11 protein-coding genes are annotated in these 12995 nt (G+C 63.8%); 8 read left to right on the top strand and 3 right to left on the bottom strand.

Features of this window, described 5'->3' with window-relative positions; genetic code table 11:
• Entirely contained in the window at positions 1-1629 is a 1629-nt protein-coding gene (locus HX792_RS19925) for an ABC transporter ATP-binding protein (RefSeq protein ID WP_176997694.1), read from the top strand.
• 112 nt (positions 1630-1741) lie between these two features.
• Positions 1742-3028, top strand: a complete 1287-nt coding sequence (locus HX792_RS19930; RefSeq protein WP_176997695.1) for an OprD family porin — start codon at positions 1742-1744, stop codon at positions 3026-3028.
• Between the two features lie 146 nt (positions 3029-3174).
• Here the strand turns inward: HX792_RS19930 and HX792_RS19935 are convergent, their stop codons facing one another.
• Entirely contained in the window at positions 3175-4053 is an 879-nt protein-coding gene (locus tag HX792_RS19935) for an FCD domain-containing protein (RefSeq protein WP_176997696.1), read from the bottom strand.
• A gap of 141 nt (positions 4054-4194) precedes the next feature.
• On the opposite strand from HX792_RS19935, the gene HX792_RS19940 reads away from it, so the two are divergent.
• The 4 genes from HX792_RS19940 (at position 4195) to HX792_RS19955 (ending at position 8773) form a co-directional block, all read left to right on the top strand.
• Positions 4195-5700 (top strand): serine hydrolase, encoded by a 1506-nt coding sequence (locus tag HX792_RS19940; RefSeq protein WP_176997697.1) that lies wholly within the window; start codon positions 4195-4197, stop codon positions 5698-5700.
• A gap of 12 nt (positions 5701-5712) precedes the next feature.
• Positions 5713-7008 carry an aminotransferase class III-fold pyridoxal phosphate-dependent enzyme gene (locus HX792_RS19945; RefSeq protein ID WP_176997698.1) on the top strand — a complete coding sequence of 432 codons (1296 nt, stop codon included), beginning with the start codon at positions 5713-5715 and terminating at the stop codon, positions 7006-7008.
• Entirely contained in the window at positions 7005-8426 is a 1422-nt protein-coding gene (locus HX792_RS19950) for an aldehyde dehydrogenase family protein (protein ID WP_176997699.1), read from the top strand. Before HX792_RS19945 ends, HX792_RS19950 begins: the two co-directional genes overlap by 4 nt.
• 80 nt (positions 8427-8506) lie before the next feature.
• Positions 8507-8773, top strand: coding sequence for a hypothetical protein (locus HX792_RS19955; RefSeq protein ID WP_256349875.1), 267 nt, complete (start codon positions 8507-8509; stop codon positions 8771-8773).
• Positions 8774-8778: 5 nt separating this feature from the next.
• Here the strand turns inward: HX792_RS19955 and HX792_RS19960 are convergent, their stop codons facing one another.
• On the bottom strand, positions 8779-9711 hold the full coding sequence (locus tag HX792_RS19960; protein WP_176997700.1) for a GlxA family transcriptional regulator: 933 nt from the start codon (positions 9709-9711) through the stop codon (positions 8779-8781).
• Positions 9712-9871: 160 nt separating this feature from the next.
• Here HX792_RS19960 and HX792_RS19965 point away from each other — a divergent pair, with 160 nt between their 5' ends.
• Positions 9872-10549, top strand: coding sequence for a type 1 glutamine amidotransferase domain-containing protein (locus HX792_RS19965; RefSeq protein ID WP_176997701.1), 678 nt, complete (start codon positions 9872-9874; stop codon positions 10547-10549).
• Positions 10550-10628: 79 nt separating this feature from the next.
• Positions 10629-11750 (top strand): alkene reductase, encoded by a 1122-nt coding sequence (locus tag HX792_RS19970; protein WP_176997702.1) that lies wholly within the window; start codon positions 10629-10631, stop codon positions 11748-11750.
• Between the two features lie 127 nt (positions 11751-11877).
• On the opposite strand, the gene HX792_RS19975 is transcribed toward HX792_RS19970, so the two are convergent.
• Positions 11878-12876: an NAD(P)H-quinone oxidoreductase gene (locus HX792_RS19975; protein WP_176997703.1), complete on the bottom strand. Its 999-nt coding sequence runs from the start codon at positions 12874-12876 to the stop codon at positions 11878-11880.
• Positions 12877-12995: the final 119 nt, after the last annotated feature.

Here is a 12995-nt window from a genome sequence, read left to right on the forward strand (position 1 = left end):
ATGTCGACCAATCCTGTTTTGCTCAACGTGGAACACCTGAAAATCCGTGTGGGTGAGCACGGCCCGTTGGCGGTGGATGACTTGAGTTTCAGCATCGCCCCCGGTGAGATCGTGGCGTTGGTGGGCGAGTCTGGCAGCGGCAAGACCATGGCCGCCCGCGCCGCCATCGGCCTGCTGCCGTTGCCCATGCAGGTGTGCGGTGGGCGCCTGGATTTTCAGGGGCGTGACCTGGCCAGTGTGAGCAGCGAAGAGCTGCGCGGCATTCGCGGCGCGAGCATCGGCATGGTGTTCCAGGAGCCCATGGTGTCGCTCAACCCGGCGTTGAAGATCGGCCAGCAGATGAGCGAAGCGCTCAGGCTGCACACCGACCTCGATCCGCCGCAGATTCGCGAACGTTGCCTGACCATGCTGCGGCGCATCGGTATCAAGGCGGCCGAACGTTGCCTGGAGTCTTACCCGCACCAGTTCTCCGGTGGCATGCGCCAGCGCATCATGCTGGCCTCGGTGATGCTGCTGCGCCCGGCGTTGTTGATCGCCGACGAGCCCACCACCGCGCTGGACTGCCTGGCGCAGCTGGACGTGATCGGGTTGATGCTGGAACTGACCCGCGAGCAGGGCACCGCGATCCTGTTTATCAGCCATGATCTGTCCCTGGTCGCTCGCTATGCCCACAAGGTGGTGGTGATGCGCCACGGCAAGGCCGTGGAGCAGGGCAGCATCGACGACATCCTGCTGGCGCCCAGGGCCGACTACACCCGCCAACTGCTGGAAGCCTTGCCCCGGCGTGGCGAGCTGGCAGCGCTGCCGGCGAGTAATGGGCCATTGGTCGAGGTGGACCAGGTGTGCATCGAGCACCCCGGGCCGACCTCGTTCTGGGGCAAGCGCCAGTTCAATCGTGTGGTGCATTCGGCCAGCCTGATGATCGCCCCGGGCGAAACCCTGGCGCTGGTGGGTGGCAGCGGTTCGGGCAAGACCACCCTGGGGCGTTCGCTGGTGGGGTTGATCAAGCCCTGCGCCGGGGCGATCCGCTTCAAGGGCGTGGACATCCTCAAGGCGGCCAACCGTACCCATCGCTTGCAGTGCCAGATGATTTTCCAGGACCCGTATTCGTCCCTGAACCCACGGATGAAAATCGGTGAAATCCTCGCCGAACCGTTGCGCCACGAGCCCGGCCTGAACGCTGCCGAGCGCCGCGAGCGGGTGACGCAGACCCTCAAGGACATCGGCCTGGGCGAGCAGTTTGTCGAGCGCTTCCCCCATCAGCTCTCGGGGGGGCAGCGCCAGCGCGTGGCCATCGGCCGGGCCCTGGTACGTCACCCGCAACTGGTGATCGCCGACGAGCCGATCTCGGCCCTGGACATGACCATCCAGAAGCAGATCCTCGAGCTGTTCGAGCGCTTGCAGGCCCAGTACGGCTTTGCCTGCCTGTTCATTTCCCATGACCTGGCAGCGGTGGAGCGCATCGCCCATCGGGTGGCGGTGATGCACCAGGGTAATGTGGTGGAAGTGGGGTCGCGCGAGCAGATCTTCGATCACCCGCAGCACCCGTACACCCGGCAGTTGCTGGCCGCCGCCAGCCCGTTGGAACAGTTGCCGGACGGCGGCTACCGAATACGCCCGGCCATTTAAAAACCCTGATTTCACTCGGCGCGCAGGCCTTGAAGCCTGCGCGATGGGGAACGTCGCGCCCAGAAAAACAATAAGACCTACTCACTCCCAACGACTGCCAGGAGCCAAGACCATGCATAACAACAACACGCTCAACCTGATCCTGAAGGGCGCCGGCCTCGTGAGCGGGGGCCTGCTGTGCGCCCCCGTCCAGGCGGATTTCATCAAGGACAGCAAGGCGGATCTGGAGCTGAAAAACTACTACTTCAACCGCGATTACCGTGAAGACGCCGGGCAATCCAAGCGCGAGGAATGGGCCCAGGGGTTCGTCCTCAACCTCAAGTCGGGGTTCACCGAGGGCACCGTGGGATTGGGTGTCGACGTGGTCGGCATGCTCGGGCTGAAGCTCGACTCCAGCCCGGATCGTTCCGGCTCGGGCCTGTTGTCCCGGGACAACGACGCCACGCCGGGCAAACCGAGCTACGCCAAGCGCGCCCATGATGAATATTCCAAATACGGCGTGACCGGCAAAGTGCGCTTTGCCAAGAGCGAACTGCGCAGCGGCTACCTGCTGCCCGACCTGCCGACCTTGCAGCCCAACACCAGCCGGTTGTTCCCGCAGACCTTTCGCGGTACCCAGGTGACCTCCACCGATATCGCCGGGCTGGCCCTGATCGGCGGGCAGATCGACCAGACCAGGCAGCGCGAGTCCACCGACTACGAAGACATGGCGCTGACCAGCCAGAACGGCGCTTATAAAAGCACGGGCAAGAGTGATCGTTTCCGCTTTGCCGGTGGTGATTACAAGCTCACTCCGGGCATGACCCTCAGCTATCACTTTGCGCAGTTGGAGGACATCTACCAGCAGCACTTTGTGGGCGTGAAAAACAGCTTTGCCCTGGGCGGCGGCACGCTCAAGACCGATATCCGCTATTTCGACGCCGACAAGTCCGGCGCCGGCCTGGCCGGCAAGGTGGACAACCGTGCGCTGAGTACGCGGGCGATGTTCAGCTACAAGGGCCACAGCTTCGGTGGCGGCTATCAGGAACAGTACGGTGAGACGCCGTTCACCTACGTGGACGGCACCAACACCTACCTGTTTTCCGAGTACCAGTTGAGCAACTTTTCCCAGACCAACGAGCGGGTCTGGCATGCGCGTTATGACTTCGACTTTGCGGCACTCGGGGTGCCCGGGCTGACGTTTTCCACGCGGTGGGCCAAGGGCGACCAGGCCGAGGTGAAGGGGTTTGCGGGGGAGGGGCGTGAGTGGGAGCGGGACATCGACCTGGGCTATGTGTTTCAGTCCGGAGCGCTCAAGGGGGTGTCGCTGCGCTGGCGCAATGGGCTGAGCAAGGCCAACTATTTCCGGGACATGAATGAGAACCGGGTGATTGTTGGCTACACCGTGGCGCTCTGGTAATGACGATGGGCGGGGTGTGGCGTGCTCGGTCCACATGTGGGAGCTGGCTTGCCTGCGATAACGGTCTCTCGGTGTGCATATCCGTTGCGGCAGTCAAACCTGCGTTCGGCCAGCGTGCTCGGTCTCCCCGCACGACGCCAAGGTCATTAGCCCTTGTTCCTGGCCACCCGCAACTTGCTCGCCACATCCAAATGCCGGTGCAACAACGTCGATGCCCACTCGTTATCCCCTTGCTCCAGCGCATCCAGGATTGCCAGGTGCTCGCAGCACGACACCTTGACGCGCTCCGGGTTGTTGACGGTGTGGAACTCGGTCAGGCGGCGCAGGCGGTTCTGCTGCTGGATGGCTTGCAGGAGGTAGCCATTGCCCGATGCCGCCGCCAGCAGTTCATGGAACTCGGCGTTGTACTCGATGAAGCGTTGCCCATCGACCTTGCCTTCAAGCAGTTCCATCTGGCGTTCGCGGCAGCGGCGGAACTGTTCGGGGTTGATCTTGAAGGTCGGCTCCATCAACCCCGCAGGCTCCAGCAGCATGCGAAAGCGGTAGCTCTCGAAACGGGTCTGTGGGCTGTTCAGGGTCGGCAGGAACTGCCAGCCGTGGCCGTGCTTGCGTTGCATCACGCCTTCGTCCGACAGGCGCAGCAGGCAGCGGCGCAACACGCTTTTGCCGACGCCGTAGCGGCGCAGCAGGTCGCTTTCGGAAATCTGATCGGGCAGCACCTGGTTCAGCCGGTCGTCAATCAGCCGGGTGTACAGCGCGTCCTCTTCGTTGTGCAACTGCGTGAACTGTTGCACCAGGCCATCGGCCGCTTCCAACGGCACGCGATAGCCCTGCTGGGGCAGCGGCTCGATGGCCTTCTGTTCGGCCAGGTACACCAGCGCGCTGCGGATCGGCGAGCGCGATACCCCCAGGCGCTGGGCCAACTCCACTTCCTTGAGGTGCAAACCGGGTTGCAGGTCGCCGCTGGTGATGGCGGCCAGGATCTGGCCGGCGACTTTGGTCTGCAGCGAAGTGAGTGAGGACATGGCGCGTGATCGTTCCTGTGACAGGGAGGGCAAGGATACCCGGAAAGTCTGGATTATAGAGGGCTCAAATACATCTGGGCCGCTGCGAACAAATCTTTATCTGCATTATTTGAAATATAAAAACATTTTCGAGGACCCATCATGACCTACATCCCGCTGCCAAGGGCCTTGCCCGCCGACCGTGGCGTCGATCCCGCCGGCGTTGTCGACTTCCTCCAGGCCGTCGCCGACATCGGCCTCGAACTGCACAGTTTCCTGCTGTATCGCCAAGGCGCCGTGGTGGTCGAGGCCTATTGGCAGCCCTATTCGGCCCACCGCATGCACGTGCAGCATTCGGCAACCAAGAGCTGGACCGCCACCGCGATCGGTCTGTTGATCGACGACGGCCGCCTGAGCCTGGATGCCAAGGTGGTCAGCTTCTTCCCCGAACTCTGCCCGCAGCCCATCAGCGCCAACCTCGCGGCAATGACCGTGGAAGACCTGCTGACCATGCGCACCGGCCACTCTCGCGGAATCTCCGGGGGCGACTGGCGCAACCTGCAGAGCAGTTGGGTCGAGGCGTTCCTCAATGAGCCGGTGGATGAGCCACCGGGTCAGTCATTCATCTACAGCAGCGCATCGAGTTTCATGTTGTCGGCCATTGTGACCCAGGTCACTGGGCAAACGATGCACGCGCTGTTGCAGGAGCGCGTGCTCGGTGACTTGGGGCTCGACCACCTGGAATGGGACCTGGCCCCGGGAGGTTTCAACTCCGGGGGCAATGGCCTGAGCTGCACCAGTGAAGACTCGCTGAAATTCGGCGTGCTGCACCTCAACCGGGGCCAGTGGCAGGGGCGCCAGTTGTTATCGCCACACTGGGTGGCCGATGCCACGCGTAACCAGGTGGACGACGTGTGGATGGGCGAGTTCGACGGCAAGCAATACCTGCCGCGTGACAAGAACAAGGCCAATGAGGCCCAGCGCGAAGGCTACGGCTACCAGTGGTGGATGACCGAGCACGGCGGCTACTACGCCTCGGGTGTGTTCGGCCAACACTGCATGGTACTGCCGGACCAGGACACGGTGATTGTCTTCACCAGTGGCTTGCGCCTGGGGGAGAAACGCTTGCACGCGGCGCTGTGGCAGCACCTGTTCCCGGCGTTGGGCCGCACGGCCATCGATGCCCAGGCCAGCCAGGCACAGCTGGAGGCGCTGATCGACGGCCTGCGTTTGCCGAGCTTGCATGGTTTGAAAACTTCGCCGGCCAGCCAGGGCTTGCAAGGCCGTTTCGCCATGGAGCCGAACGAAGACGGCGTGCGCGAAATCGCCTTTGATTTCCAGGGCGATCACTGCGATTTCACCCTGGTGGATCATCGCGGCACTCACCACGTGCGCGCCGGTTTCCAGCAGCCGCTGGAGACGCTCACCAGCATCACCGGCAACTACCTGCACCACCAATACCAGCCGGAACAGACCCCGGTGATCGCCCAGGCACGCTGGTCCACCGAGGGGGCGCTGATCATGGATTGGCGCTTTGTCGAAACGGCCTTCGGTGACCATGTCAGCTGCCGTCTGCAGGACGGTCGCTTGCGCTTCGACCGTGGCGTCAACACCAACGCCGGCAGCCTGCAACGTCCGACCCTGAGCGGGTCGCGCATCCAGCTTTAAGGAGTACACCTCATGACTTCATCCCTGTGGGCCCCGTTTACCGCGATGCGCCCGTTCAACCGCCAGCCGATGCTGTTCGACCGCGCGGCCGGCATGCACTACACCACCCCCGAAGGCCGTCAGGTGCTGGATGCCATGGCCGGGTTGTGGTGCGTCAATGCCGGGCACGGTCAGGCGCAGATCGTCGAGGCGATTCGTGAAGCGGCGGGGCGCCTGGACTTCGTGTCCTCGTTCAAGATGAGCCACCCGGCCGCGCTGACCCTGGCCGACCGCCTGGTGGACACGGCCCCGTCCGGCCTGGACAAAGTGTTCTTCACCAACTCCGGTTCCGAAGCGGTGGACACTGCGCTGAAGATCGCCCGTGCCTACCACCAGGCCCGGGGCGACTGCCGCAGGACCAAGTTAATCGGCCGTGCCAAGGGCTATCACGGCATGGGGTTTGGCGGGTTGTCGGTGTCGGGGATCGGCCGGCAGAAACGGGATTTCGGCCCGTTGCTCGGCGACGTGGCGCACTTGCCGTTGCCCTATGACGCGGGTTCGCGGTTCAGTGCCGGCCAGCCAGAGCAGGGTGCGCACTATGCCGATGCGCTGGTGCAACTGCTGGAGGTCCACGACCCGGCCACTGTGGCGGCGGTGATTGTCGAGCCGGTCACCGGTTCCGGTGGGGTGTATGCACCGCCACTGGGCTACCTGCAAAAGCTGCGCGAGCTGTGTGATCGCCATGGGTTGTTGCTGATTTTCGACGAGGTCATCACCGGCTTCGGGCGCGTGGGGCATTCGTTCGCCGCCCAGGCGTTCGGTGTGACGCCAGACCTGATGTGCCTGGCCAAAGGGCTCACCAACGGCGCCGTGCCCATGGGCGGTGTGCTGGTCAGCGGCGCGGTGTATGAGGCTTTCATGCAAGGCCCGGAACAGGCCATCGAGCTGATGCATGGCTACACCTATTCAGCCCATCCGCTGGCCTGCGCGGCCGGTTTGGCCACCCTGGAGGTGCATGCGGCACTGGGTATCAATGCCCGTGTGCAGCAGATTGCACCACTGTGGCAGCGCACCGCCCTGGGGTTGCGTGATAACCCCTGGGTGCAGGACGTGCGCGCCATCGGCTTGCTGTGTGCCGTCGAACTCAAACCCCGCGACGGTGCCCCGGGCGCCAGGGCGGGCGAGGTGGCGCAGCACTGTTTCGACGCCGGTGTGCTGGTACGGGCTTCCGGGGAAAACATCGTGCTGTCGCCACCGTTGATCATCGACGAAGAACAGGTCGCGCTGGTGTTCAACAGCGTGCGCCACGCCCTTGAGGTCACCCGATGAACAGCCTGGATTTCTATATCGACGGTGCCTGGGTCAAACCGTCGGGCGGCGAAACCTTGTCGGTGATCAATCCTGCCACCGAACGCCCCATCGCGACCATCAGCCTGGGCACTGCCGTCGACCTTGACCGTGCCGTGGCTGCGGCCAGGCGCGGATTCGACGGCTACGCGCAGTGGTCCCGCGAACAGCGCCTTGACCTGCTGGCGGCCATCATCGACGGTTACCGCCAACACAGCGAAGCGCTGGCGCAGTGTGTACACCAGGAGATGGGCGCACCGTTGTCCCTGGCTCGCAGCGCGCACGTTCCGGCAGGTCTGGGCCACTTGCAGCGTGCCCATGAGGTGCTCAAGGACTATGCCTTCGACCAGATCCACGGCAGCACGCTGATCAGCCGCGAGCCGATTGGCGTGTGCGGCTTGATCACACCGTGGAACTGGCCGCTCAACCAGCTCACCTGCAAACTCGCCCCGGCCCTGGCGGCGGGGTGCAGCGTGGTGCTCAAGCCGAGTGAAAAAGCGCCGTTGTCGGCCATGTTGCTGGCGGACATCCTGCATCAGGCCGGCGTGCCCAAGGGTGTATTCAACCTGGTCAACGGTGATGGGACGACCCTCGGTGACGGCATCGCTCGGCATGCCGGTATCGACATGGTGTCGTTCACCGGTTCCACCGGGGCGGGCATTGCAGTGGCGAAGGCAGCGGCGGATACGGTCAAGCGGGTGTCCCAGGAATTGGGTGGCAAGTCGGCCAACCTGATCCTGGCCGACGCTGACCTTGAGGTTGCCGTGCGCCATGGCGTGAGCAGTTGTTTTCGCAACAGCGGGCAGTCGTGCAATGCGCCGACGCGCATGCTGGTGCCCCGTGCCTTGCAGGCCCGTGCGGTGGCGATTGCCCGGGACGTCGCTGCTGGCATCTGCTTTGACGACAGCCACCCTGGGAGCGCCATGGGCCCCTTGGCCAACCAGGCCCAGTTCGAACGGGTACAGGCGTTGCTGGGTAGCGTGGACATTGCACCGGTGTGCGGCGGCGTGGGGCGGCCCGAAGGCTTGACCACAGGCTTCTACGCACGACCGACGGTGTTTGCCGATGTGCACCCTGAGTCGCCCATTGCCCGTGAGGAAGTGTTCGGCCCGGTGCTGGTGATCATCCCCTACGACAGCGAAGAACACGCTATCGCCATCGCCAATGACAGCCCCTACGGCCTGTCGGGTTATGTCACTGCTGGCACCCTGGAGCGGGCGCAGGTCGTGGCACGGCGCTTGCGCACCGGTATGGTTCATCTCAATGGCAGCAAGGCCGACAACGGCGCGCCATTCGGTGGCTACAAACAATCGGGTAACGGCCGCGAGTGGGGGGTGTTTGGCCTGGAGGATTACCTGGAGGTGAAGTCGCTGTTCGGCTACCAACCGGGAGAGGGTTGACGATAAGGTTGAACTTAGCCGAGCCTGCTGGCTCCTAGACTCGTCGGCCGCTCTGGCCCTGAATTTCACAAGGAAGCGAAATGAGCCTGTTCCCTTTGCCAAAAATGCTTGTCAGTGCCGCGTTGCTGTTGACCCTGGGCGGTTGCGTGACGATGTCCGGCGATTACAACGTCACGGCCGTGGACGCCAATGGCCAGCCGATCAAGATGGTGATGACCAGCCATGGCAGTGCGATCTACTCCTCGCGCAACGCGTTCTGCAGCAATTTCCCGAAAGCCACGGTGACCATCCGTGACTTCCACACCGGCGAAGAACTCAAGAGCGAAAGCCCTTACCACTGCCGTTAGGCGTTCTAGCTCCTGAACACCTGCTGCATGGCCTGGGGCGGTTGCCCGAAGGCCCGCAGGAAGGCCTGGCGCATGCGCTCGCGATCACCGAAGCCGGTTTCGCGGGCCACCACCTCGACCGGGTGGCGGCTGGTTTCCATCAGCACCCGGGCGGCTTCCACCCGCAGCGACTCAATAGCCTTGGCAGGCGTCTGCCCGGTTTCCTCGCGGAACACCCGGCTGAACTGGCGTGGGCTCAAGCGCGCCACATCGGCCAGGGCGTCCACTGACAGGTCGTGGGTGAGGTTCTCGCGGGCATAGGCCAGGGCCAGTTGCACGCGGTCGGACCTGGGGTCCAGCTCCAGCAGGGCCGACACCTGCGACTGCTCGCTGCCCCGACGCTGGGCGATCACCAGCTTGCGTGCGATGCGTCGGGCGAGGTCGTGGCCCAGGTCGTTCTCCACCATGGCCAGTGCCAGGTCCACGCCGGCGCTCATGCCGGCCCCGGTCCACACCTGGCCGTCGACCACGAACAACTTGTCTTCTTCCAACTGGATATGCGGATAACGCTTGCGAAAGGCCGGTGCGTGGATCCAGTGGGTGGTGGTGCGCTTGCCCTCCAGCAAGCCGGCGTCGGCCAGCACGAAGATGCCCATGCACAGCGAGGCCACTCGCCGTGACTGGGCCGAAGCGGCCTTGACCTGTTCCAGCAGGCTGGCCTCCGGCAGGCGGAACTCCATGTAGCCGCCGACGATCAATGTGTCATAGCCCTGTGGCCGGATCGGCGTGGTGTTCACCGAGAAACCCTGGGACGTCATCACCGCGCCGCCGTTTTCCGACACCAGGTGAAATTCATAGACCGGCTCGCCCTGCAACAGGTTCGCGCATTCGAACACCGAGGCCACGCTGAGGCTCAGGCATTCGAAATTCGGGTAAACCAGCAGCGCAACACTGTGCATCGTCATTCTCCAAGGGGCATGGCAAGGAGGGGATTGTCGGCGGCGGGTGGGCAAACGGCAACTGCCATCGGGCATGTCCGAAAACCTTGCGGATATGACGTTGTGGCAACACTCCCTGGCTCCTAAGCTTCAACCCACACTCATCCCGAGGCACTCGACAATGAAAGTATTGATGGTATTGACCTCTCACGATCAGTTGGGAGACACCGGCCGCAAGACCGGCTTCTGGCTTGAAGAGTTTGCCGCACCCTATTACGCGTTCAAGGACGCCGGTGCCCAGATCGTGCTGGCATCCCCGGCCGGTGGCCAGCCGCCGCTGGACCCGGTCAGCGACCTGCCGGACTTCCAGACCGAGCAGACCCACCGCTTCGCCGCCGACCCGGCTGCGCAACAGGCCCTGGCCAACACGGTGAAGCTGGACACGGTCAGCGCCGCCGACTTCGACACGGTGTTCTACCCCGGTGGCCACGGCCCGCTGTGGGACCTGGCCGAATCGCCCACCTCCATCGCCCTGATCGAGGCGTTCGAGCGGGCTGGCAAGCCCATCGGTTTCGTGTGCCACGCGCCGGGCGCCCTGCGCCACGTCAAGGCCGCCAACGGTGAGCCGCTGGTCAAGGGCCGCCGCGTGACCGGGTTCTCCAACTCGGAAGAAGCCGCCGTGGAACTGACCGATGTGGTGCCGTTCCTGGTGGAAGACGAATTCAAGAAACTGGGCGGCCTGTACGAGAAGGGCGCCGACTGGCAATCCTTCGTGATCGTGGACGGCACGTTGGTCACCGGGCAAAACCCCGGCAGCTCCAGTGACGTGGCCAAGGCCCTGCTGAAACTCACCGCCTGATTTAATTAATCCCCTTATTGATTGGCGACTCCCGGGAGTCGCCAATGCTTTTGCTCGTCCAAAATTTGGAAAACCTCCCATGACAGACCCCATTTTAAGCACCCCGGTAACACTGGGCGGCCATACCTTGCGCAATCGTATTGTGCTGCCGCCGCTGACCCGCCAGCGCAGTGCCCAACCCGGCGATATCGCCACCGACCTGATGGCGCAGTATTACCGCCAGCGCGCCACGGCGGGCTTTATGGTCAGCGAAGGCACGCAGATCGAACCCCGTGGCCAGGGTTATGCCTGGACCCCGGGCATCTACACGCCGGAGCAAATCGACGGCTGGCGCAAAGTGATGACGGCGGTACACGCCGAAGGCGGGGTGATCTTTGCCCAGCTGTGGCATGTGGGGCGCGTGTCTCACCACGGCTTGCAGCCAGAGGGTGAGGCCCCGGTGGCGCCGTCGGCGCTCCAGCCCCGGCAGGTCAAAGCCTTTATCGAAACCGGGCCGGGGGCCGGGGAGTTGGTTCAACCGCCGGTTCCACGCGCGCTAAGGACAGAGGAGGTCAAGGACTTGGTTCGCCTGTACGCCGAGGCCGCACGCAACGCGATGGCGGCGGGTTTTGACGGTGTGGAGATTCATTCGGCCAACGGCTACCTGGTCAACCAATTCATTTCGGCGCACGCCAACACCCGTGACGACGAATACGGCGGCTCGGTGCACAACCGCCTGCGTTTCCTGCGTGAAATCGTCGCCGCCGTGAGTGAGGTGGTCGGCCCGCAACGCCTGGGTGTGCGGTTCTCGCCCTTGTTCAGCGGCACCGACCAGGACCGCGTGTACATCGGCCTGGTGGAAGAGGACCCGCATTACACCTACCTCGAAGCGATCAAGCTATTGGAGGCGGCCGGTATCGCCTACGTGTCCATCGCCGAAGCTGACTGGGACAATGCCCCGGAACTGCCGGACACCTTCCGCCGTGATGTGCGCGATACCTTCAGCGGGCGGATCCTCTACGCCGGCCGCTACACCGCCGAGCGCGGCGCGCGGCTGATCGAGGCGGGGCTGGCGGACTTGATCGGCTTTGGTCGCCCGTTCATCGCCAACCCGGACCTGCCGCAGCGGCTGTTCAACGGTTGGCCGTTGAATCCATTGCGGGTGGAAGGGATGTACGGGGGCTCGGAGCAGGGTTATACCGATTATCCCGCCTACCTGTAGAAGCACAGATGTTCAAAACAGTGTGGGAGCGGGCTTGCTCGCGAAGGCGGTGGATCAGTCGGTGATTGAGTGACTGATACGGTGCTTTCGCGAGCAAGCCCGCTCCCACAGGCGGGTGACGGTGGTGTTAGATAACCCGCAACACAATCTTGCCGATGTGATCCCCTCCTTCCATCCGTGCATGCGCCTGGTCGGCCGCGGTGTAGTCGAACACCTGGTCGATCATCGGCAGGCAGCGTCCGGCCGACAGCAAGGGCCATACATGCTCACGCAGTTGGGCGGCAATCTCGGCTTTCTCATCGCCGGTGCGCGGGCGCAGCAATGAACCGGTGACGACCGCGCGCTTGCCGAGGATGGTCAGCAGGTCCACATCATTGGCCCGGGCGCCGCCGAGGAAGCCCAGCATCACCAGCCGGCCGTCCATGGCCAGGGCCTTGAGGTTATTGTTGAAGTAAGAGCCACCCATGATGTCGAGGATCACATTCACACCCTGGCCCTCGGTTTTCTGGGCGATGATCTCGGCAAAATCCTGCTCGCGGTAGTTGATGGCCTCGGCGCCCAGGGCACGGATGGCCGCGCATTTATCTTCGCTGCCGGCTGTGGCAAAGGCCTGGATGCCCAGCTCGCGGCACAGCATCAAGGCGGTGGTGCCGATACCGCTGGTGCCGCCGTGGATCAGTACGCGCTGGCCTTTGTGCGCGCCACCCAAGCCGAACAGGTTGGCCCAGACGGTGAAGAAGGTTTCCGGGATCGCGGCCGCGTGTACCCAGTCTATTCCGTCGGGAACGGGCAAGGCCTGGCCGGCCGGTACCGCGCAGAATTGGGCATAGCCACCGCCGTTGGTCAGGGCGCAGACCTTGTCGCCAATTGCGTATGCACTCACACCTTCGCCCAGCGCTACTACTTCGCCGGCCACTTCCAGCCCGGGAAACGGGCTCATGCCGGGGCGCATCGGGTAGGTGCCGGCGCGTTGCAAGGCATCGGGGCGATTGACCCCGGCGGCGTGCACGCGGATCAGGATTTCGCCGGGTGCGGGGGTGGGCACGGGCTGTTGGCTCGGCTTGAGCACCTCGGGGCCGCCCGGGGTGGTGATTTTAATCAGGGTCATCTGTGTTGGCAGGGTCATGGTGCGAATCCTGTGACGGTGAACGTATGGGGTGTGACCGCAAGGCGCGGTCATTGATTCAGTGGTGTTTCCATGGCACCCAGCATAACGGGGATCTTTGATGCAATAATGCTGCGAAT

The organism is Pseudomonas sp. B6002 (genome assembly GCF_013385985.1).
Classification (GTDB): Bacteria; Pseudomonadota; Gammaproteobacteria; order Pseudomonadales; family Pseudomonadaceae; genus Aquipseudomonas.